The following is a 22,793-nucleotide window of genomic DNA, read 5'->3' as shown; positions in this document are numbered from 1 at the left end:
GTCCAGGTCTCCCCCGCCCCTCTGCCGATGGGGCCCTGACGATGCCCCGCTTCCACCAGGAGCACCTGGCGGGTGCCGAAGAGCGCGAACAGCAGCGGGCACACTGTCGGCGCGCGACTTGGCCGGAGGCGTGTCTGGCGCCCCAGAAGCACGCCCCGCCCTCCCGCAAACGGTCCATTCTGAGAATCCCGTCCGAAAATGCCCGGCGGACCGCCGCGAGACCCGGTTTCCTTCTCAAAACCATCTCTCACATGAACTGAGCCTGAACGAATTGTGGGAGAGGTTTCTGAGAAGATCCACCGGGGTCGGGAGAACGGCCTAACAAGGGGGCGCTCAGACCATGAACTCCCTAGCATGAGCGCGCAGTTGCTGTTGCTCCCTATCTGGACTTGGCTACCATCGATTCCTGGTCGCGTTCGGACGCGTCGGAGGGGATTAGGCGCCGCTCGAGGCGGTGGAGGGCGCTGGCAAGTGACTGGTCGATGAGTTCTGAAGTTGTTTCAGCGTCCCGGCTTCTGGCTGCGTCGACAATCGCCTGTTGTGAGGTCCAAAGGGAGGAATCTTGGTTGGCGATAGCTTCGGCTGCGCCGATAACCTTGTAGGGTCGGCACTGAAGCCACAACGTCTCAATGACATTTGTGAGAACGGGGTTGCCGCCGGCGGTGTACAGCGTACGGTGAATTACCTCGTCATCATCCAGTGCGTCCGAGACCCTTTCCTCGGCTACTGCCTGGAGCATTCGATCGCAGGCCGCCTGCATCTCTGCGAGATCCTTGTCGGTGACCCTTTCGGCACCTCGCCGTGCCGCCTGCACTTCCAATAAGGTGCGGACATGGTAGATGTGGATTAGTTCACTAACACTAAATTTCCTGACCACTGCGCCTTTGTGCGGGACGCGCGTAGCCAGGCCGGATTCCTCCAAACGGCGTATGGCTTCCCGCACCGGCATGACACTGGTTCCCACCATGGCTGCGACATCCCGCACCCTCAAGGGGAAGCCAGCGGCAAGTTCCCCGGTCAGGATCCTGCTACGCAGGACGTCGAAGACTTGGTCTGCGACCAAAGTGGGGGTGATTGTTAAATCTATTTGGGTCAAGGTGTGCTCCATCCGCTATTTGCAGGAGTGAATGTTGGAGCTGTCAGAGCACCCCGCAGTTGAGTCCCTGCCCAACGTCTGTGTCCGTATTAACAGACACCACCCCCACCGCCGTCCCTCATAAGGGATAATCATACCTAAAGATACTTTTTGATCACAAATCACGCAACTGATGAAAACGGTTCCCCTTCCGGGCCGGTCTTACGCCGGACCGGAAGGGAGGATCCGGTTCCAAGCTCGCAGGCTGCTCTTCGTGCTCCTGTTACTTCGTTGGAGGAGCTACGGCGACAGCTTCCAGCTCAATGCGTTTGCTGCCCCTGAACCTGCTGACTTCAACGGTGGTGCGTGTCGGGAGGCCTGTATCTCCGAGTTTGGCAGTGTAGATCTTGTTGTATTCGTCAAAGTCGTCCAGGGACGCCAGATACACCGTGACTTTCAAGAGGTCGTTAAGGCCAGCGCCTGCGAGCTGGAGCGTCTGCTCAAGGTTTGAGAGAGTCTGCGTCACTTGGTCAGCGAAGGCCTCAGGCGTGGTGCCGTCGGCCGAGGTGGGGATTTGGCCGCTGGTAAAAATGAGGCCGCCCCCAATGGCCAGATCAGCATATGGCTGGCTGGTGCTGTTGTGGTTGACAAGGTTACGCATAGTTGGTCTCCGGGTGTAGTGGCTGGGTGGTGCGGGGCGGGTACCCTCCATGTGTGGCAAAGGCATCCGCGATCTCGGTGCTTGTCGCGCCGCTTCGGATCAGGAGCGTCAGGAGGACGCGGGCCTTGAGGCCGGGGAGTGACCCGGCTGGTATCAAGCCGTGGTTGATGAGGTCAACTTCTGCCCCGGGTGAGCTGTAGGTGTTTCGGAGCACGGAGCCTGATCCGGTTCGGGAGGCGAAAACTACAGGGATGGACTGGGCCGCTTTTGCCAGCGCTTTGGAGAATCCGCCACTGACGTGACCGCCACCCATGCCGTCAACTACCAGCCCTTTGTAGCCCAGCGACAGGATGGAGTCGACAATCGTGGGGTCCTCATCCATAACAGCCGTGATCAAGGCGACGTTTCCGGCTCCGGTGGCGCCGTGGATCGGTGTCTTCACGGCGTGGAACGGTTTTACGGCAAAGACGGGGTGGGACTCGGCGATCCAGCCGATTGCACCAACACCTGGGGACTGGAAGGCCGCGGAGTTGGACGTATGGCTCTTACGCACCCATCGGGCTGAATGAATTTCATCATTCATCACAACCACGGTCCCCACTTCCCGCAGCTCCGGGCTGATGGCCACCTGCAGGGCTGCTTGGAGGTTCGCCGGGCCGTCGGATTTCGACTGGCTGGGGTTGTGCAGGGCTCCTGTAATGACAATCGGATTATCTGTGCCGAGGAGGAGGTCCAGGGCGAAGGCCGACTCGTCAATAGTGTCGGTCCCTTGGGTCAGCACAACTCCCTGTGCGCCGGCGTCGAATTGTTTCCTGACTTCTGCCGCCAGGTCGACGAGTTCAGCAAAGGTGATTTCCGATGAGTCCCGAGTGCTCCAGGTAAGTGGTCGGATGTCCACATCAGAAGCTGACTCTTCGAGGGAGAGGACGAGGTCCGATGCTCCCAGTGTTGGAACAACCCCGTCGCCGCCGGTCGCCGGCGTGCATGAGATCGTACCGCCCAGGGATATGACTGTTACTGAGGCTTTTTTCATGTTCTGTTCTCTTTCCTCCACACGCACTATGCGCGAGAGAATGTTTCGCGGGCGGTGGAGGTAAGCACTTCATGCCCTGAATCCGTCACGACGACTGTTTCACTGAGCGCGGCACCACCCGCGCCGAGGAGCATGTGGAAGACCATGCCCGGTGCCAGGACGTAGTCGGATTGCGCGTCGATGTCGAGGCTGAAATCTCCTGAGGTCGGGTGGAACTGAAGCCCGAGCCCGTACCCCACCCGCCTGTCGTATCGTTCCTCCAGGCCGGCTTTGAGGATTGGCAAGCGGCATGCACTGGCTATCTCGGAGGCATTAATGCCCGGGCCCATCCGCCCGATGGCGTTGTCCTGGGCACTCCGGAGAATGTCGGTTGCACGGAGGACGGAGCTGCTGACGGGGCCGACCACGGCGGCGCGCATCAGCTTTGCCCAGTATTGCTTGTAGATGCCGCCCAGTTCGAGCCGAACGTTGTCACCTGCGGCAAGAATGCGGTCGGTTTGCTGTCCATGCAGTTGGTTGGTCCTCCATCCTGAACAGATGGTGCCGCCCATGCCGCCCATGAAACCGTCATGTCCCGCTCGTGCCTGGGCTGCGGCAATCTGCGCAGCAATTTCCAGTTCCGAGACGCCTTCGTGGACGGCTTTGATGCCGGCATCCATCGCGGCGGTCGCAATGCGGCCGGCGGTACGCAGATAGTCGATTTCACGGGCTGATTTGATTTGGCGGAGTTCTTCGACGATTTGTGAGGAAGGTGTGAACCGGACGCGGGGAAGCGCCGCGCGGATGCGCTCAAACAGTCCCAGCGAAAGGTAATGCGAGTCGTACTCGACGCCGATGACGGCCTCCAGGCCGACTGTCTCCTGGACCGCTTCCTTCAGGAACGAAATCGGGTCCTGCCCATCGAAGTACAGGTGCCTGTCGCCGACCCATGACAGTTCCTCTGCCACAGGGTTCTCAAGGGCCCGCATGACCAAGTGCGGATCGCCTTTCTGGGGAACGAGAAGGGAGTGGTAGGCGAAGAAGCCGTCGTGCCACACTCCGCTCAGCCAGGCAAGATTTTCGGGCTGGTGGATGAGCAACGCATCGAGCCCGGCCTGGACCATCCGGTCCTGAACCTTGTGGAGACGTTCCCGGTACTCCTCAACGGTGAAGTGCGGCTGGTGGGGAATCAGCGGCGTTGGGTTCAGGTCTTGCTTGACGTTCAGATCGGTGTTCATGGTATTCCTTTCATCCCTGTTGCCAGGGCAATGTGTTCTAAGTCCGAGGGTTGTCGGGGCTTTGGGTCAGAGGAGGCGGACTTGAGGCCTGTCCAGAGCGCAGGCCCGGATATGCGGTGGGATGGGTTCGTTGGCCACGATTCCGGCAATCGCATCACCTGTGACGGGTCCCAACGTCATGCCGAGAGTGCCATGGCCGGTCGCCACCAGAAGGCCGGGCCTGTCGGGGACTGCACCGATGTAGGGGACGCTGTCCGGTGTGCACGGACGCAGGCCGCTCCAAACCTGTGCGGCACGGGGCTGCAAATTGGCCAACCCCGGGAAGTACTGGGATGCCTGCCGGAGCACGCTCTTCATCCGGCCCACAGAAGACGAGCCGCTATGCCCCGCGAAGTCGAACGTTCCTGAAAATCTTGTGCCTGTCTCAAAGGGTGTGCAGGCCACCCTGACGTCGGCAAGTTTGACCGGGTGCCGAAGCACGGGGCCATCTGCGACCGTTATGCTGCATCCACGGCCCGGCTCAAGGGCCAGTTTAACCCCCGTAGTTCGAAGAATGCGGGCCGAAGCAGCCCCAGCCGCGACCACAACCTGATCAGCCTGTTGCGTGCCGTTGTCGGTTTCGATGGACCATCCGCCGGGCGTCTGTTCCAACTTGCGGACTGAGCAGTTCTCCAGAATCCGGGCGCCTGCGCTGCGTAGCCAAGTAACCAGACCTGCCGTAATTGATTCGGGCCGCACGCTCTTTTCATCGATCAGGTGCACGCCGCCCACCAGTCCAGGAGCGAGATCAGGCTCCATCGTGCGGAGGAGTTCCGGCGTGATGCTGACGGCCCTGCCTGCGTAGCCGGCCTGACGGATCTGTGCATGTGAAGCCAAGAATCCCTCCCTGCCGGCCTCGGTGCGGAAGGGCAGGAGCAGCCCGTCGTCATGAACTTCCGCCTTGACGTCCAGAAGCATTTTGTCGAAAAGTTCAATGGTCTGATCGTTGAGGGCAACCAGGGCCTGACGTGCTGTTGCGGAGTTCACCTGGGAACTGTTCCGATAAAAAAGGGCCACCCACTTCATGAAGTCCACATTGGGAAATGTCTGAAACCTAATGGCGCTGTCTTTATGGAGCATCGACATGATGGCATCGCTTATCGCACCGGGAGCGTTGAAAGGCTGGGACAAAGCGGGGACCATCCAACCGGCGTTTCCCTCTGAGGCGCCTGCGCCGCACGTTCCGCTGTCGATTACGGTGACTTCGTGCCCTGCCTTACTCAGGCTGTAGGCAGAACACAGGCCGATAATGCCGCCTCCGATGACGGTGATGTTCATGTTTTCGTTCCTGTCTAAAAGGGTCAGCTATGTGAGCGGGAGACTTAGAAGTCCCGGAGCAGGGTGCCGTATCCTTCGACACGGTCCGTGACGCCGGCTGTGCGCAGGCAGTCCCACATCATGGCCTGGTTGCTGGTAATGACGGGCTTGTTGAGCCGGGCCTCGAGTGCGTCGATGATTTCCACCGACCGCAGCGCCCCGCAGCTGATGAACACCGCGTCACTGTCTTCGCGGTCGATGGAGGCGGCGAATTCGGCCAGGTATTCAGGTGTTACACGGGCCATGTCCTCGTCGTTTTCGATGTTGAGCCCTTCGATGTTGAGGATTTCGAATCCCCGTTCCTCGAGGTACTTACGTTCGATGACATTTACTTCATCCAGGTAGGGGGTTGCGATGGTGATGCGCTTGGCGTTGATTGCGCGCAAGGCGTTAATGACTCCTGTGATGAGCGAGGTCGGCTTTGCACCGGGTGCCCCGCGCCGCAACTGGGCGAATACGTTGTCTTCACCAATGACGACGCTTCCCGATGTACAGGCGTAGCAGGCAACGTCCAGTCTGACGTCGGGGAGAATCGTGGCGGCGGCATCGCCGATACCGGACTCCATGGCAAGCAATGTCTCAACGCTGATTCGGTTGGCCATTGGTGCCCGTGCGAAGAACACTCCCACCCCAGGGGGTGCCAGACGAAACATATCGCTTTCAATGGTTTGCTCCATCGCCAGGAGGACAAAACCAATCCGCGCCTTGTAATGCCGCCCCTCGTCGAACTCAATGATTCGGTCCCCCTCCGAAGAGACGGCAGGGTGGGTGATGGAAGTCTGAAGATTCATGGTGTCCTCTCGGAGGTGCCTGGATCAGGGCACTGACGCGAATAGTGAAACGATCATGGGGGCGAGGCGATGCCGCCGGGTGATGACTGCGATGTGCAGCAGGAGAAGGACTCTCTCCGTCTGGTGGTCCGCCACCAAAACTTGCCGATGCCGGACGGGTACGTTTGATTCATGCCAGTATGTGATCCGTGATCACATATGTCAATAGACTGATTGTGCCGTTGCGCGGTCGCCTCATGGCACTCCTCCCGCATTGCGCGAACTGCCTGCGGCCGCGCCTGGCGGCCCTCAGGCCTGGCGTGCTCTACGCGCCGCAGGGGCGGCGCGACGTGCGCAGCAGGGGCGGGGCGACGTGCGCAGCAAGACTTTTACATGAAAACCGACGGCCCCCTCTTGACGAAAGTTGTGGAATAAGCCACACTCGGATCAATGATTTGTGATCACAACCACAGGTGATGACAAGATTTGGTCTACCCGGTTTCCGGGCTCAAGTACCCCGAGGGCTCCCTACCGCAAGAACTATCCTGTGCAGGCTGAAGAGCCGCGTTTCGTACGGCAGGCCGGCCGCATCGGTGCCGTACATCAAACAACCGGGAGACATCCCGGCAACATCTTTCCCTATCCTCAGATCCTGCGTTCGTATATCTCCACTCGGGGATTTCTCCTTCAGACTTTCCCGGTCCTGATTTCCTGCAGAAAGAACATTCGTGATGCACTCAAGCACAACTCAAACACCTGCCCAGGTGCAGACTGCCGCAAGGAAACCCCTCTTTGCAGCCTCGGCGGGTACCTTCATTGAATTCTTCGATTACGCCTCGTACTCCTACCTGGCAACCACGATCGCCGTCGTATTCTTTCCCCCCGGCAACCCAGCAGTTGCGCTCGTGCAGACTTTCGCACTGTTCGCTTTGTCCTTCGCGATGCGTCCCATCGGTGCTCTGTTCTGGGGGCACTTCGGAGACAAAATCGGACGCAAACGCACTCTTGCAATCACCATCATCGGGATTGGTTTTGCGACCACCTGCATTGGCCTGCTGCCAGGCTATGCCACCATCGGGTTCTGGGCGCCTGCGCTCCTTATAACCCTGCGCCTCTTTCAGAGCTTCTGCACCGCCGGTGAATACTCCGGAGCCGCCGTCATGCTCTCCGAATACGCGCCGGCCGACAGGCGGGCGCGCTACATCAGCGCCGTACCCATCGGAACCGCCCTTGGCTTCCTTGCAGCATCGATTGTGGCCAGCGTTCTGCACGGGCAACTTGGTGACGATGCAATGGCGGACTGGGGGTGGCGTGTTCCGTTCCTCCTCGCGGCGCCGATGACGCTGATCGGCATCTATCTGCGCACCCGTATCCATGAAACTCCCGTTTTCCTGGCGACCCAGGAAAAGGGAGAAATCATCAAAATGCCCGTCCTCGTGGTATTCCGCAAACACTGGAGGGTGCTCCTTCGGACACTGGCCGTTATGGGCATCAACGCCACGGGCTACTACCTCGTGCTGGGCTACATGCAGACCTACCTTGAAGTGGAAGTCGGCCTGTCCGCCTTCGAGGCCAGCATCATCATGACAACTTCCCTGCTGGTCTACCTCCCCCTCCTGTATGCCGGCGCCTCCCTCGCTGACCGTTTTGGTCGCAAGCCCGTCCTCATGGCAAGCGCTTTAATCTTCCTGGTCTTGAGCTACCCGATATTCCTGCTACTGGGAGTCAGCGGTTTCGCCGGGGCAATGGCTCTGCAGCTCCTACTCGTTGCGACGTTCTCCCTCAATGACTCCACTTTCGCCACGTATTTCACGGAAGCCTTCCCGGCCAACGTCCGCTTCAGCGGCTTCGCGATACCCTTCAACTTCGGTGTGGCCATCTTCGGCGGCACGGGCCCTCTCCTTGCGGCTTGGCTGATTGCCGAAACAGGCAACAACACGATGCCGGCATTCGTCATGATGGCCGTCGCGGCGATCGGCGTCATCGCACTGATCTTCACCAAGGAGACCAAACCCAGCAAAGAAGAAGCAGCCGCTCTCAACGCCTCCGCCCTCAAAGTCTGACACCACCGAGGCAACACGTTGGCGGGAGCAGCCATAGTTCCGAGGGACGGTGCTGCTCCCGCCAGCGCGGCGTGCAGCGCCGTCCTTGCTCCGAAACAACAAAGAATGCCGGGCCGAAAAATGGCCCGCGCAGACCATTTTCTTTACATGCCCGTAACGAATGATCAGCAGAATGCCCTAGGGCCAGGCTGGGAAACGGAAGCCCGACTTAGCCGCCAGGCGACCGTGCACGGCTCCCAAAGCAGCCAACAACAAACAGACAAGGAAAGCAGCAATGAAGTTATCCGGCAACACAGATTATCCGCCTGTCAGCAACGTTCAACAGGCGGGCAACCATGAGGATGCTGCAGCCGGAAACCTCAACTTGCCGGTCGGTCGATGATGACCCGGACAGGCCTAGCATCGCCGCAACCGGCCCCTGTTTCGCCGGCGGCCCCGGCCCTGAAGTCCGCGGGTCACGTCATCGTGGATTCGCTGGTCGCGCACGGGATCAAACGGGCGCACGTCGTCCCCGGAGAGAGTTTCCTGGACGTCCTTGATGGGCTCCATGACTCGCCAATCGAGACAATCATCTGCCGCCACGAGGGCGGCGCGACCTATATGGCTGAAGCCGACGGCAAGATGAACCAAATGCCTGGCATTGCAATGGTCACCCGCGGCCCGGGTGCGGCCAATGCCCACGTTGGACTGCACACGGCGTGGCAGGATTCCACCCCCATGGTGCTGTTCGTGGGGCTGATCCCCTTCGCCCACCGGGACCGCGAAGCTTTCCAGGAATTCGACATCAAGGCCTGGTTCGACACCGGAGCCAAACGCGTGATGGTCCTGGATCACGCCGAGCGGGCCTCCGAAATCGTTGCCGAGGCTCTGTTTTCGGCGATGAATGGCCGTCCCGGTCCCGTCGTCATCGGGCTGCCCGAGGACGTCATCCGGCAACAGATCCCCGCCGAACTTCACCCGCCCATCCCTGTGGCCACCGGTGGTATGACCACGGTGGATGCGGATGCCCTGGCAGAAGCCCTGGCCTCATCCAGCAAGCCTCTGTTCGTCACCGGCGGTAACGACTGGACGCAGGAAGGCGCGGACCGGTTCACCAGCTGGCTTGAAAAGCACCACATCCCGGCGGCCGCCGAGTGGCGGACCCAAGGCACCGTTCCCTTCAATTCCTCTTCCTACGTCGGACCCATCGGCTACGGGCGTCCCCGGCCGACCTACGACCTCCTCGAAGAAACCGACCTGCTGATTTTTGTCGGTACCGTCCCGGGTGATGTTATTACCGACGGCTTCCTATGCCGGCAGGACTGGACCAAGAAGAACTTCCTCGTCACCGTCGATCCGTCCCTCCGGGGCCGCTCCGGCCCGGTCTCCTACCAGATCGTCGCCAAACCGGACGTATTCATCCGCGACCTGGCCAAGATCGAACTCCCGGTCAAGGATGAATGGAAAGCCTGGACGGCACGAATGCGCGGCGAACAAAAATCCTTCGCAGCCCTTCCCCCATCGACGCCCTCGTCCGGTCCGGCACGTATGGACACCCTGATGGCCAATCTCGTTCCCACGCTGCCTGCCGACGCCATGATCACCCTTGGAGCCGGGGAGCACACCAACTGGGCGCACCGCTACTTCCCCACCCAGCGTTACGCCTCCATGATCAGCGCCCGCAACGGCTCCATGGGATACTCTGTCCCCTCCGCCATCGCAGCCTCCCTGGAATACCCCGGCCGGCGCATCGTCACCATCGCAGGGGACGGCGAATTCCTCATGAACGGCCAGGAACTCGCCACCGCCGCCCAGCACGGGGCCACTCCGCTTGTCATCGTTATGGACAACCAGGAATACGGCACCATCCGCACCCACCAGGAACGCCACTACCCGGACCGGGTCTCCGGTACCCAGTTGAAAAACCCGGAATTTGCGCTCATGGCCCAGGCATTCGGCGGCTACGGCATCAAAGTCGAACGCGACGCCGACATCCCTGCCGCTATCGCAGCGGCACTGAAAGCCATCGATGAAGACCACGTGTTCGCGCTCATTCATCTGGTGGTAGAGCAAAGAGTCAAGGCCTACTAAGACCACCGGCGGCGGCATTCCCCGCTGCACTGCCCCCGCCCTCGAATAGCTGCGCCCTGCAATCGCTTAAGAACGGAAAAACATGTCTGTCCCCGCACTCACTGAACTCGACCTGCTGGATACTGTGCCCACCGGCCTGCTCATTGGCGGCCAATGGCGTGATGCCTCCGACGGCGGCACTTTCAACGTCCATGACCCCTCAACGGGAGAAGTCCTCGCTACCCTGGCCTCAGCCACCAGCCAGGACGCCCTCGCCGCGCTCGACGCAGCCGACAAGGCCCAGGCCTCCTGGGCCCGGACGGCACCGCGCGAACGGGCCGAGATCCTGCGCCGGGCCTTCGATCTGGTCACGGCGCGGGCCGAGGACTTCGCGCTGCTCATGACTTTGGAAATGGGCAAGCCCCTGGGCGAAGCCCGCGGCGAAGTCACCTACGGCGCAGAATTCCTGCGCTGGTTCTCGGAAGAAACAGTCCGCAACTACGGCCGCTACCTCACTTCACCCGAGGGCAAGAACAAAATCCTCGTCCAGCACAAGCCCGTTGGCCCGTGCCTGCTGATCACACCGTGGAACTTCCCCCTGGCCATGGCCACCCGCAAAGTCGCTCCCGCTATCGCCGCCGGCTGCACCATGGTCCTCAAACCCGCCAAACTAACACCCCTAACCTCCCAGCTGTTCGCCCAGACCATGATGGAGGCAGGCCTCCCGGCCGGTGTCCTCAACGTGGTCTCCGCCTCCTCAGCTTCGGGGATTTCCGCTCCGTTGCTGAAGGACTCCCGGCTGCGAAAGATCTCCTTCACCGGCTCCACCCCGGTGGGCAAGCGCCTGATGGCCGACGCAGCGCAGAACGTGCTGCGGACCTCCATGGAACTCGGCGGGAACGCCCCGTTCATCGTCTTCGAGGACGCGGACCTGGACAAAGCCGTCGAAGGCGCCATGGCCGCCAAGATGCGGAACATGGGAGAGGCCTGCACCGCCGCGAACCGCTTCCTGGTCCAGGAATCCGTGGCCGCCGAGTTCACGAAAAAGTTCGCCGCCGCGATGGCCGCCCTGACCACCGGCCGTGGCACCGACCCCGCCACCCAGGTAGGACCCCTGATCGATGCCGGCGCCCGCGACGACGTCCACGCCCTCGTCACCGCTGCCGTCGACGCCGGAGCCACCGCCGTAACCGGAGGCTCCCCCGTGGACGGACCCGGATACTTCTACCAGCCCACCGTCCTAGCCGACGTGCCGAACGACGCGGAGATCCTCCGCCAGGAAATCTTCGGCCCCGTCGCCCCGGTCACCATCTTCGCCACCGAGGAAGACGCCATCCGACTGGCCAACGCCAGCGAATACGGCCTCGCGTCCTACCTCTACAGCCGCGACTTCAACCGGCTCCTGCGCGTGGCCGAACAGATCGAATTCGGCATGGTCGGCTTCAACGCCGGAGTCATCTCCAACGCGGCGGCACCCTTCGGCGGCATCAAACAGTCGGGACTCGGTCGCGAAGGTGGCGCTGAAGGCGTCGCCGAATACACCACCACCCAGTACATAGGCATCGCTGACCCCTACGCCGGATAACGCATCCTTCCTGCCTTGAAGGAAGGATGTATCAGACCACCAGGGGCCTCCCATCCCCGCAACCGAGGAGCACTCATATAAGCGGCCACCGCGACTTCAGGCGTACGTGGCTTTCAGGTCAAAACGGCACTCATTGACAGAAGTAAGGAGAGCACCATGTCGCAAACAACCTCAAGAATCACCCTCAAGGTTGAGGACCCTACATCAAGGGATCGGCAACTCGAGCGGACCTGTGCACTGCTCCGCAAGGAAGCTACAGATTGCGGCATTCTCGTCACCAGGATCGACCACTCTACTTTCGAGATAGCGCTCAGCCCTAGCGTCGCGTTCGGCTTCACCCATGAACTCGACTTGCTCTGAATTGCGGCAGACATGGATACCCCAGAGATGCCGCTGAATCAAGATGCGTGATGCCTGACCCCGCGAAAGGACCACCCGTGTCGGAGCCACGAGAATACAATCTCACGAAAGACAACCATTACGAAGGGGCGGAGAAGCACCCCTTATCAATTTGGACAAGCCTCGCTCCCGGCGACGTCGTGTCACTCCAAGGAACTGACACTCAGGACTACGTCGGGACCGTCGAAACCAAGACAAGCGACGGCCTCATCATCTGGATAAGGGACGAGTTAAACGCGAGAAAACTGGTCCATTTCCGGGAATGTCAGTCCGTGCGTGTAATCCAATGACCGTGGCGCCGCGGGGCGCCAGCGCAGGCGCCTTGATGGTACCCGGCTCCATGTGCTCATCGCAGATGGCCGCAGTTGCCCGTCAACCTACTCGACAGCATCAGTGCGGAGGACTTGACGAGGGTCCGGTTGCCCTAGAGCAGCCTACTGATCATCCTCATAGCTCGCCCTTGGCGGCATTCCTTCACCCGCTCGGCGCTGATGACAAGCACAATTCTAGGGGTGACTATTGCCGGTACGACCGTCCTCTATGTGGTTGCCATTACGCGATTGCCGCTGGGTACACCCACGCTGTGGGAGAGGTTTGTGAGAAGATGCCCAGGTGAGCAGCGAACCGGACTCCACCCCCACCGACGCCGACGAGGTCGAACGACAACCCTGCCCCCGGTGCCTGGTCGAGGCGGGCTCGCCGTGCCGGTCGCGCTCCGGCACGGTGGCGGGCACCTACCACACCGGCCGGTTCATCAAGGTGCCCCGCTTGGCGAAGCGGCTGCGGGTGCCGACCCCGACCGACCGGGGGCCGGGCCGGCTCTGGCGACCGGGCACCCCGCCGCCGGCGCCGATCCCCACGGACACACCGGCCACCGACATCAGGGTCGGTTACGCCCGCTGCTCGCACCTCACTCAGGAACTCCAGTCCCAGCTCGACGCCCTGGAAGCACACGGCATCGACCGGGCGAAGATCTTCGCCGAGAAAGTCTCCACCCGCGTAAGGCTCCGGCCGAAGTTCGAGGCCGCGCTGGAGCTGTGCCGCCAGATCAAGGCCCACGCCCCGCACTGCCGGGTCATCATCACCGTGTACGAGATGAAGCGCCTGGGCCGCGACTCGGCCGAGCTGACCGCACTGGCCGACCATCTCACCGCGCACGGCATCGCCCTGGAGATGCTCGCAGGGCCACTGCCCGGGATCTACGAGTGACCGGAGGATAGCCTCGGGGCTTGATGCGAGTCGCCGCTGAAGGATGGTGAGGGCGAAGCCCACATTGTTCCCGCGCTTCTTGTCGCCCGACTCCGCGATACCTTCGGCCCGACCCATCTCGGTGCGCACGTAGTCGGTGACCTGCTCGTATAGATCACGTTCTGCTGATGAAAGCTCGTACTCGACAGTGTAGGCCCGGCGTTCCGGAAATAGCGGCTTGCCCTCAAAGGTCAGGAGGTCCTCCTTAACCATGCGCCGCATCAGGCCTTCAGTGTCGGAGCGGTGTACTCCCGGACGGAACTGCCCCTCGAATCTGTCTCGGTCGAGCAGCGACATGAAGAGCTGAAAGTCTTCCTCTTTGCCCGCGTGCGGCGTCGCGGTCATGAGCAGAAAGTTGTGGGCGGTCTCCGATAACAACCGGCCCAGCTTGAAGCGCTTGGTTTCATTCACCTCGCCCGCCCAAGGGGAGTAGTGGGCGCTCATACGGTGGGCCTCGTCGACGATAGCTACATCCCAGGTCACTTCGGAAAGCTGTTCCATGAGATCGTCATTTCGGGAAGCCTGGTCCATCCGCACGATCAGATACGGGTGTTCGGCGAACACGTTCCTGCCCTGAGCCTCCTCAACCATTTGACGAGAGAAGATCTCGAAGTGGAGATCGAACTTCTGCGACAGCTCCTCGCGCCACTGGTCAGCTAGCCCGCCGGGGGCGACGACGATTGCGCGTTCGCAATCAGAGCGCAGCATCAGCTCCTTCAAATACAGCCCGGCCATAATCGTCTTGCCAGCGCCAGGGTCGTCGGCGAGGAGGAACCGCAGCGGGATACGAGGTAACAGCTCCTCATAGACAGCGCGGATCTGGTGCGGGAGGGGCTCCACATCAGAAGAATTGACCGCGACCATAGGGTCGTAAAGCGCAGCGTATTTGATTCGAAGAGCTTCCGCAGCTAGACGGAACTCGTCAGGGTCGCCGTCGAATGCCACTGCGTGGTCAAATTCGCAGGCGACCTCAAGCTTGCCGGCGTCCACCTCTGTGATAGCTCGAGCGCCGCTACGGCCTGAGTCGTCTCGGTAGAAGATCTCGAACAGCCCGGCATCGATAGGATCCACCGCGATCAACGTGACTACCTGGCCGGGCAGTATGCCGTGGAGGCGTTGACCCGCGCGTAGCATCGATAGCGTCACCGTCTCCTGGGCCACGGGGCACATCCTTCCGAATTCGGGCAAGTAGAACCGGCAGACGCCCATCTGGCACTCATGTGCAAGGCCACCTTCGCCAATGGCCTGCGCGAACCGTCATTTTTCGTCGTCCAGCGCGGCTCCGCCGCCGCGAACCCACTCGTCAACCTCACTGGCCTGAAACTTCCAGAGGCGCCCGACCTTGTGCGCAGGCATCCCTTTGTCGGCAATCCATGCATAGATCGTGTCTTTCGTAACCCCGACGTGGGCGGCGATAGAGTCAGCCGAAAGCCATGGCTCAGACACGCGAGGACCTCCTGTGGCCGTTAGACCCGGTTTTTCCGGGTTCAGGACTCCAGACATTGCCATTTAATTTTTGGGTGATGCTGCCCGGTTTTTGATCTCGAATCTTAGGATCCGGTCGGTGCCGGGGTAGCGGGTTTCGGTGGCGGTGAGGTGGTCGCAGAGTTCGGCGATCGCGGCGGTGGCCCGTTGTGTGGGGAGCGGGTCGAGGCGGATGGTGAGGTAACCGTCCCGGCTGGGGTCGATGTCCCCGCTGCCGGTGAGGGCCTGCCGGACCAGCGCGTGGGCCTCGTGGCCGGCGCGGGCGTAGCCGGTGTTGGTGCGGACCTCCCGCGCCAGGGTGGACGCGGTGTTGAACGCGGCCATCCGGATGGCGTGGCTGAGCAGTTTCGTTTCGGTCTCCAGGACCTGCTGGCCGGGTGCGATCTTTCCCAGCGGTAACCGGGCGGGGATCTCCTGGTGCGCCGCCTGCGCCTGTTCGAGGGCGGTTTCGGCGGCGATGAGGTCCGCGGTGATCGCGTTGTGCTCTGTGTTGGTGATCAGGACCGCGGCCGTTCCCGGCGCCGGTGTCCGGGCGGCCAGTAACGCGGCATCGGTGTCGGCCTCGGCCTTGTCGTACCGGGCTTTGGCGGCGAGGACCCGCTGGTAGGCCTTGCGTTTGGCCGGGTTCGGCACCGACCGTTCCGCATCGTCATCGGTGCTGGCGTAGGCGTCGTGGGAATCCAGACTAAAGCGCATCCGCGCGTAGCGGAAATAGTTCTCCTGCCGCCACCTGGCGCCCATCTTGTGGATGACCTCCCCGGCCGGCAGGCCGGTGTCGGTGGTGAGGATGTGGATCTGCCGTGACCCGCCGCCGGGGACGTTGACCGTCCGGCTGATCTGGCGCATCGCGAACACCTCCCCGGTGGTCCCGACGGGCACCTCCACGGCCGTGTCGGCCGCGGTCCAGGTCCGGGTTTCACCGTGCCCGTCGGTGTGGGTGACCTCGGCGAAGTGGGAGGCGTCGATGTCCTTGGTGGTGCCTTTACGCCAGGTCAGCACGTCAAAGCCCTTCCCGGCCATGTGCTGGAACAGGGCCGGGGACCAGCCGCCCCGGTCGAAACCGACCAGGACCCGGCGTCCGTCGCCAATGATGGTGCGCAGGGCCGGCAGCAGCCGGCGCAGTTCCCCGGTCAGCGCCGCACCCGGTTCGGCCATGACCACCAGCACCGGGGCCCCGGCAGCGTCGGCGACCCAGGTCTCCTCGGTCGCCGGGACGGGGAACTTCAACCTTGTCGAGTGGACCTTGCCGATCTTCTTACGGCCCTGGTAGGCGCGCACATGCCCGTCAACGTAGAGCACCGCAGCCAGATCCCCGCCCTCGTCATCGCTGCCGTTGAGGTGTTGGGCTGCCATCAAGGTCAGCAGGTCCCCGGCCTTTCCGGTCCCGGCCAGGGCGGCGGTTTTGCGGCGGAGGGTTTTCACTTCCGGCGCCCGGTCCAGGCCCAGCACCCTCCCCAGGGCCACCGGGTCGATCCGGGTCGCACCCTCGGCCCGCGGTTCCCCGGCCAGGGCGGCAAAGACGGCACCGGTGAGAATGGTCTCCAGACCGTAAAACCCCGGAGCCAATGCCCCGAACACTTCCCTGGAACACCCCAAAAGCCCCGTCGTCTCCAGTGCCGGCAGGGCCAGGAACAGCCCGGCCAACGGCACCCGGGCCGCCGAGGCGAAGGCCGGGGCCGCGCACTCCAGCAGCCCCGCACGGGCCGCGGCCCGCTCCCGGGAGCGGTCCACCGGATCAGGCAGGACCGGCAGCCGGACTTCCCTGGGCCCCGGATCGGCGGCCCCGGCTGTTCCGTCCACCGCGGACGTCCCATCCACCGGGGCCGTCCTGGCCGCCGGTGCCGCGGGCGTCTCCGTGCCCTCATCCGTGTCCGCGTCTGCGGATAACGCCCTTTGGACGCTGAACGTGGACAGGTCCACGGCTGCGGCAATCGTGCGGAAAGAATCCCCGCGGGCACGGCGGCCCTTGATGTCCGAGATGAGGGTCCTGGTGAGTTTGCTGGCACCGCGGGGGCCGCGCTTATCCGGGACCAGTGCGGCCACGCCGGAGGCTTTGAGATCCCTGCGCCACAGCCACAACGTTCCGGGATCGATACCGAATCCGGCGGCGATATCGGCGACGGAGGCTGCTCTGATATCGGCCAGTTTCGCTGCCGCGAACCGGCGCGTGGGCGTGTCCCCGTCATCCCAGGCGTAGACAAGCTGGCCGTGAAGGAAAACACGGCCACCGTCGGCGTCTTCCACCAGCGATACCGCCGAGCCAAGCGGCACAGCACCTTCCTCGATGGCTATGGGAAGAGGCGGCTGGGCAGTCATCACACCCATGATCCCACCCCTCCATCAAGCCAATATTTTCTCTAATTAATTATATTACAGAGAGGCACAAATTAACAGCTCCCGAGCTACGAAAAAGCGCGGGTTTGAAGGGTTTAGCAGAAGAGAGTCCGACGTATGTCCAGAGTCCTGGGGTTAGTCCGAGCCTAGCGGACTTTGTTCCACTGTCTCACTCGCGGTGGACTCAGTGACCTCGGGGATGCTGTTCCGGCGGCCGTCGTACTACCGTCGTGATCTCTCGTCTCAGCCTTCCGGTTGAGCTGAGCTGCAGCGGAGTTGGAGCGCGGGAGCTGGGGTCGGAAAATCCAGGGCCCTGACCCAAAACGCCGCTTCCTGCTGGTTGAGCTTCAGGATGCGGCGCTTGCGCCAAGAACGAATTGCGCGCCGGTCTGTCGCAGCATCGCGTAGGGATCGATCCACGGTACGCCCATGGCGTCACATGCGTCCGGGATGAGGATCCTCTTCTTCGCCAGTGGGCTGGGCCTCTCGTGGGTAACGACAGTATGGCCGTGTGCGTGCGCGTAGGCGACAAGTTCAAAATCGGCAATGCTCAGGAACTCGGTGATAGCGGCGGGTGTGAAGATGCCGGAGTATGCCCATTTCGTCAGGGTTTTAAGGCTCGGAAGCGTACTTGCATCGGGGGCGAGGAAAAATGAGCCTCGGCCGCCGACCCATTTACCCAGCTCGTCCTTTCCGACTAAGAGTTCCTGGCGAACTTTATCTGTGCTGCAGAGGACGCCGGCGGAGTGGCCCTGGTCGAGCCATTCCCAGAATGCCGGTACGAAGTCGAACCCGTAGTGCAGATTCTTCCCTGTGATGAAAATGTTGGCATCCAACAGGTACATCTAGACCACTCCTACCTGTTGTCCCAGTTTGACGAATGTCTCATGCTTCCGTGTCCCGAGGAGACGGAAGGCATCGCGGTGGAGCGTTCTCCCGGTGTAGGTGTCGTTGATAACTGCCTTGGCAAACCTTCGACTGACCCTGAGCGGGTGGGTGAAGTAGTAGTTGCCCCCGGATGTCTGGGACTTTCGGCCGAGGATAGCCATGACACGGGAGAGTTCATCCCTGTAGGTGAGGCGATAGGAGTCCCAGCCCAACAGGCCGGCGTCGAATATCCGTTTCAGTATCACCAGTGTGCTCACTTTGTAGATCTTCGCCAGGCGGTCCAGCTCGTCGCTAGTAGGGCTGTTCCGATAAGAACGGCGAATCGATGCCAGGGGCACGAGCACTTCAGCTGCGACACGGTTGCACCAGAGTTCCGTTTCATTTCCGCCGGGGCGTTCCATAGCGGCGTCCGAGAGGGCGGTTTGTCCGAGCCAGATGTGGCACGCTTCATGAACAAGCGTGAAGATCTGTGCGGCCTTGGTGTCTGTCCCGTTGACGAAAATCAGGGGGGCCAGCGGATCCGATAGAGCGAACCCTCGAAATTCCTCGGGATTCAGGCCGCGGTGGGTGTTGTTTCCCACGATGCCGCTAATCATGACCAGGATTCCGGCTTCCTCGGCCGTATCAATGAGTCTGCGCAGCGCATCGGACCAGGACGCATCGTTGGCCCTTTCCTCTGCATTGAATTGCAAGGTGTCGCGGATTAGGGTCGCGGTCTCTACGACCGGGCTCTCCACGCTTGCCGATCCAACGAAGGGCAGCACTTCTGCCCCACTGGCCAGTGAATGATTGCGGTACCATTCCTGCCGCTGTTCGCAAATGAAGATGGACTCCAGCAAGTCCGGACTTGGCCGCTCGACCAGAACGTTGCCAATGGTCCGGAAGTCCGGGATCGGAACCTCATCGACCGGCGGTTCATCGAGAAAGAACGAGCCAAATGGTGTGTACGTTGCCTGGGCGAAGTCCTCCAGCTGGTTAAACGTGGGATGCCGGGTTCCGCGCTCCCATGCTGCCAACGCCGGGAAGCGATGGTGGATGTCTTCAGCCGGCCGGCCCGAGCGCTCTACCGCCCATTCCAGCAGAGAGGGTGCGACGGGGACGCGGAATGCAGGCATGAACGTCTGTCCCCCCACTCGCTTGTTTTACTGAACAATAGTCCCGGAAACCTACCATCCCATAATGTCATCGCCGGAAGAACGAGCACGTCCTGGCGCCTCGGCTTGCTTGGTCGTTTTGAACGGCAAAGGTTTAATCAAGGGAGCTAGCTGACGGTCTCGCAGCCGTGCCCGAGGACCTCTCAGGCGGCGGCAGGGTCAGGGCGCACGCTGTCACGCACTGCCGGCCCAGACAGTCAAATACGACCCTTTGTGCCTGTGCAGACGACTTCGAAAAACGACACCTCTCAAAATCTGTGATTTTCGGCGCTATTTAGCGGCGTTTTGTGATCGATAAATGGCGCGTAGAACCACCACGGAGCGAGGGCCTGGCCTAATCCCTCCGTCTCGTATCCCTAGCGTTTCGAGGCGCAGAGGCTTCGAGACACTGAACCAGATCAGGAGAAGAGAGGGCATGCGATTACCGCACCGATCATGACGAGGACGTACGCGAACATAGATTACAAAGCGGGAGCCGCTGGACTGCCGATGTGAAACAGATGGCCTCGACACTGAGAGAGATCCTGGCTGTCCGGATCTACATCAGGATCGGACACGCACGGAAGCTGGCTGTCTGCGAACAAAATGGATTCGTGCTCATTGAGGGTGCATCCAGGTTACCGCGGCGAAGGTCTTCGGGGACGGAATAAATGTAACGGGCGGCCTGCGCCATGGAAGAGAAAGAAGGGCCACCGGGGCAGGGGAGTAATAATAACCCGGGTAACGGGAAGGATTAGTTTCTATTGATGCTTTATTGGCCTGTCATCAGAGCCGTCTTATAGTCGGACACGATAGAGCTGCCTCTGAGGGGTATGCGCACGAACTATCGCCCATTGTCAATTAACTCCCGTGGCACCTCGGGGAGTCGTCTGGTAAATAGGGCATATGCAATTTCAATTTGTTCGTAATCAAGTTTTCTTGCCAGGGCAGGCAGCCACATGCCCGTGTAGTACATGTCCTCAACATCGTCCATTTCAACACGTGTCCACGTCCGCTTCCTGCGTTGCGATGGCTTTCTGTTGAGGGGCGCTTCGACGTTGAGAAGACATCGCGAAAGTTCCTGCAGAACTTCGTCTTCAGTGGCCCAAGATCGATCGTCGACGAGTTGCTCCAGCGAGAAGCCCTGGTCATAGTCGCGGAGCAACTTGATCGAGGCATTCTTAGCCCACTCAGGGATTGGCTCTGCGACTTGCAGAGCTTGCCGTGGAGCACTTAGTCCGAAAACCGGGGAGCTTGGCGCTTGGAGATGTGTCTCCGCCCCGAAGGGGTTTGACGTAGCGGCGGGGAAACTCAGTTCCTGCTCGGCCCGGGTTTCTTGGGTCTGCGGCACCGCTTGCTGTTCACCGACGACGGGAGCGGGGACGGTGAAGGGTATTCCGGCGTTTGCGGCGTCAAGTTCTTCGAGGAAGTGATCAGCATGAGCAGCGAGAACGGCGATACGCGCCTCATCGCGTTCAATCCATGCATGCTCGCGCTCGAGGGAATTGCGGTTTTCAACGACGAAGAGAGCTTTCCCCACACCCGTGACATGAAGTTGCCATTGGATTTGATCGCGATACGTCTTCGCGGTGCTGACCAGCGGCTTGGTCGACGTCTTGATTTCACAGATTGCGCCTTCTCCAATGCCGTCAGGAGTTGCCAGATGGCGGGGGTTGATCCCAATGCAAAGGAAGCGGTTTGGCCTGATTCCGAAGTTTTTTTCAACCCACGCTGCGATGATTGGTTCCCGCGCAATTCCATGTTCGAACTGGGCAAATCGAGGGCCTTCATCTCCAGTTACCTTCTCAAGGAGGAGCTTAGGGCGTTGGCTGCTGGGCCGGCCGTTCTGTAGAACGATTTTCCGCGCATCCGTGGCTGAGACTCCAGTTCGTCTGGCTCTTAACCATTCATCCCGATCATCCGACGAAACTGGATATCCTTTGTTGCCAACGAAGAATTGTATTCCGTCGAGAGGTGAAGGGTCTGTGGGGGGCACCTGACATTCGCTGATGTCAGGGTTGGCAACGGACGCCGAATGTGGCGGTTCGGCGGCAGGTGCCTTCCCTTGGTCAGTTTTGTGCGTGGTGACGGGAGGGGTCTTGCCGGGACTGGCCGCCGCTGCCGACGAAACCGGGGTCGAATCACTAGTTTCACCGCGACCATGCCCGGGACTCGGAAGTCGCTGCTTCTGAGCCGTTGTGGGGCTGCTCGAAAACGCCCGACGAAGGCCCTTCCAACCCGCCCCGATGAGCCAGCACAGTCCGGCGATGATGATTATCTCCAAGATGTTCCCCCACTACGCAACAGCTTCGTCGACATTGTTGCACAAGCCTCCGACATGAAGTCCAGACGGGGCTGAGCGCCCAGGATGAAGCGCCGGGAAGCCGACATCGAGAACGGCTTTGGCTCCCAGAATCGTCGCGATGTCGTCTGCGCTCACACCGGCCTGGGTATCAGACGAGCTGGTCCAGTTTTGCCCAGAAAGCTTCACGTAGGGCACGACGTACCCCCTGCAAATCGGTCTTGTATTCACCAATCCGCTGAGCACAGTCCTTTAAAAGAACACGGTCCACGTCAGCAGGCAGAATTTGGGTGGCTTGTGAATTCGTCGAATATCCGACTGAGCCTCCAAGATGTCCGGTAGCGATCGTTCGCAAGACACCGTTTGAGATCCCTTCCGGGCCAAGGAATACAAGGGCCCGCCGTGTAACGATTGCCGTGTATGCACCATCGCAACGGGTACCTCCATTCGCGTACACGGAATCCGCGAAGGGCCCTGTGGACGGCTTGGGTTCTCAGTAGACGCGTCGCTCCAAGGTCTGTCCGTACGGGACAGCGAGGTCAACCTGAACGGTAAAGTCGCCATATCCGTGTTGGGTGACTAGGATCCCTCCCTCTCCGGCCAGGATTGCGTGATCTGCCGCCTTCTGGACGGCGATAGTGATGTTGTCCTGAAGGGATTGAGGGTCCGAGCCTGTGACGGTCCACATCAGTGGCCCGCGTTCCGGCTTGGACGCAAGGGCTGGGCCCTGAGCGTCCATGAGAGTGACGCCAGCTGCGCTGGCGGGAGGTCGTTCGAGGCTAATGGTCCGGGTGGTCATGCGTCAATGATGGCCACGGCGTCGATTTCCACTTTCATGCCGGGTCCAAGTCCTGCGGAGACAGTGGTCCGCACTGGGAACGGGGCTTCGAAGAACTGGGCGTAGGCGTCGTTCATGCCCGCGAATTCCGAGTCGTCACTGAGGTAAACACGGACCGAGACGAGGTCTTTCAGGGATCCGCCACCGGCTTCCAGCACGTTTATCAGGTTGGTGAAGGCCTGTTTTGTCTGGGCCCCGACATCTTCGGCGACGAGCTCACGGGCGGCAGTAAACCCGCCCTGGCCTGCGAGGTATATGAAGGGACCGACGCGGACGGCCTGGGAATAGGGGCCGACGGGCACAGGGGCGAGCGGGGTTTGAATTTCCTTTTTCATTTGTGAACTTTCTGCACGGAAA

At 61.2% G+C, this 22,793-nt stretch carries 16 protein-coding genes and 2 pseudogenes; 5 read left to right on the top strand and 13 right to left on the bottom strand.

Annotation, left to right across the window (positions count from 1 at the left end; genetic code table 11):
- Nucleotides 1-379: 379 nt before the first annotated feature.
- The 6 genes from ACQCSZ_RS24870 to ACQCSZ_RS24845 all read right to left on the bottom strand — a co-directional run bounded on the left by ACQCSZ_RS24870 (nucleotide 380) and on the right by ACQCSZ_RS24845 (nucleotide 6,133).
- Nucleotides 380-1,096: a GntR family transcriptional regulator gene (locus ACQCSZ_RS24870; protein WP_427008647.1), complete on the bottom strand. Its 717-nt coding sequence runs from the start codon at nucleotides 1,094-1,096 to the stop codon at nucleotides 380-382.
- A 262-nt stretch (nucleotides 1,097-1,358) separates the two neighbouring features.
- Complete coding sequence (locus tag ACQCSZ_RS24865; protein ID WP_427008646.1) at nucleotides 1,359-1,736, bottom strand: RidA family protein; 378 nt, start codon at nucleotides 1,734-1,736, stop codon at nucleotides 1,359-1,361.
- Complete coding sequence (locus tag ACQCSZ_RS24860; RefSeq protein WP_427008645.1) at nucleotides 1,729-2,790, bottom strand: asparaginase; 1,062 nt, start codon at nucleotides 2,788-2,790, stop codon at nucleotides 1,729-1,731. Before ACQCSZ_RS24860 ends, ACQCSZ_RS24865 begins: the two co-directional genes overlap by 8 nt.
- Nucleotides 2,791-2,795: 5 nt before the next feature.
- Nucleotides 2,796-3,986, bottom strand: a complete 1,191-nt coding sequence (locus ACQCSZ_RS24855) for a M24 family metallopeptidase (RefSeq protein ID WP_427008644.1) — start codon at nucleotides 3,984-3,986, stop codon at nucleotides 2,796-2,798.
- A gap of 66 nt (nucleotides 3,987-4,052) precedes the next feature.
- The gene (locus tag ACQCSZ_RS24850) at nucleotides 4,053-5,303 is read right to left on the bottom strand and encodes an NAD(P)/FAD-dependent oxidoreductase (RefSeq protein ID WP_427008643.1); all 1,251 of its coding nucleotides are present in this window, start codon (nucleotides 5,301-5,303) and stop codon (nucleotides 4,053-4,055) included.
- Nucleotides 5,304-5,347: 44 nt separating this feature from the next.
- Entirely contained in the window at nucleotides 5,348-6,133 is a 786-nt protein-coding gene (locus tag ACQCSZ_RS24845) for a maleate cis-trans isomerase family protein (RefSeq protein ID WP_427008642.1), read from the bottom strand.
- Between the two features lie 710 nt (nucleotides 6,134-6,843).
- Between ACQCSZ_RS24845 and ACQCSZ_RS24840 the strand changes: the two genes are divergently transcribed.
- From ACQCSZ_RS24840 to ACQCSZ_RS24820, 5 genes and pseudogenes are all read left to right on the top strand, one after another.
- Entirely contained in the window at nucleotides 6,844-8,175 is a 1,332-nt protein-coding gene (locus ACQCSZ_RS24840; RefSeq protein ID WP_427008672.1) for an MFS transporter, read from the top strand.
- Between the two features lie 381 nt (nucleotides 8,176-8,556).
- A complete protein-coding gene (locus tag ACQCSZ_RS24835; protein WP_427008671.1) occupies nucleotides 8,557-10,245 on the top strand; it encodes a thiamine pyrophosphate-dependent enzyme in 1,689 nt (562 codons plus the stop codon).
- An 82-nt stretch (nucleotides 10,246-10,327) separates the two neighbouring features.
- Nucleotides 10,328-11,809, top strand: coding sequence for an NAD-dependent succinate-semialdehyde dehydrogenase (locus tag ACQCSZ_RS24830; RefSeq protein ID WP_427008641.1), 1,482 nt, complete (start codon nucleotides 10,328-10,330; stop codon nucleotides 11,807-11,809).
- Nucleotides 11,810-11,965: 156 nt separating this feature from the next.
- Nucleotides 11,966-12,169 (top strand): hypothetical protein, encoded by a 204-nt coding sequence (locus ACQCSZ_RS24825; RefSeq protein ID WP_427008640.1) that lies wholly within the window; start codon nucleotides 11,966-11,968, stop codon nucleotides 12,167-12,169.
- A 651-nt stretch (nucleotides 12,170-12,820) separates the two neighbouring features.
- Nucleotides 12,821-13,414 (top strand): annotated as a pseudogene (locus ACQCSZ_RS24820) (recombinase family protein); the annotation flags it as partial.
- Here ACQCSZ_RS24820 and ACQCSZ_RS24815 read toward each other — a convergent pair.
- The 7 genes and pseudogenes from ACQCSZ_RS24815 to ACQCSZ_RS24785 all read right to left on the bottom strand — a co-directional run.
- A pseudogene (locus tag ACQCSZ_RS24815) lies at nucleotides 13,412-14,626 on the bottom strand (DEAD/DEAH box helicase); the annotation flags it as partial. The pseudogenes ACQCSZ_RS24820 and ACQCSZ_RS24815 overlap by 3 nt on opposite strands.
- 87 nt (nucleotides 14,627-14,713) lie before the next feature.
- Entirely contained in the window at nucleotides 14,714-14,902 is a 189-nt protein-coding gene (locus tag ACQCSZ_RS24810) for a helix-turn-helix domain-containing protein (protein ID WP_427008639.1), read from the bottom strand.
- A 63-nt stretch (nucleotides 14,903-14,965) separates the two neighbouring features.
- Complete coding sequence (locus ACQCSZ_RS24805; RefSeq protein ID WP_427008638.1) at nucleotides 14,966-17,257, bottom strand: helix-turn-helix domain-containing protein; 2,292 nt, start codon at nucleotides 17,255-17,257, stop codon at nucleotides 14,966-14,968.
- 365 nt (nucleotides 17,258-17,622) lie between these two features.
- Nucleotides 17,623-18,120, bottom strand: a complete 498-nt coding sequence (locus tag ACQCSZ_RS24800) for a DUF4411 family protein (RefSeq protein WP_427008637.1) — start codon at nucleotides 18,118-18,120, stop codon at nucleotides 17,623-17,625.
- On the bottom strand, nucleotides 18,121-19,278 hold the full coding sequence (locus ACQCSZ_RS24795) for an ImmA/IrrE family metallo-endopeptidase (protein ID WP_427008636.1): 1,158 nt from the start codon (nucleotides 19,276-19,278) through the stop codon (nucleotides 18,121-18,123).
- 862 nt (nucleotides 19,279-20,140) lie between these two features.
- Nucleotides 20,141-21,580: a YqaJ viral recombinase family protein gene (locus ACQCSZ_RS24790; RefSeq protein WP_427008635.1), complete on the bottom strand. Its 1,440-nt coding sequence runs from the start codon at nucleotides 21,578-21,580 to the stop codon at nucleotides 20,141-20,143.
- 813 nt (nucleotides 21,581-22,393) lie between these two features.
- A complete protein-coding gene (locus ACQCSZ_RS24785) occupies nucleotides 22,394-22,771 on the bottom strand; it encodes a RidA family protein (protein ID WP_427008634.1) in 378 nt (125 codons plus the stop codon).
- Between the last annotated feature and the right edge of the window lie 22 nt (nucleotides 22,772-22,793).

This window comes from Pseudarthrobacter sp. H2, from assembly GCF_050157045.1.
GTDB lineage: Bacteria > Actinomycetota > Actinomycetes > Actinomycetales > Micrococcaceae > Arthrobacter.
This window is presented reverse-complemented; position numbering and strand designations above follow the sequence as displayed.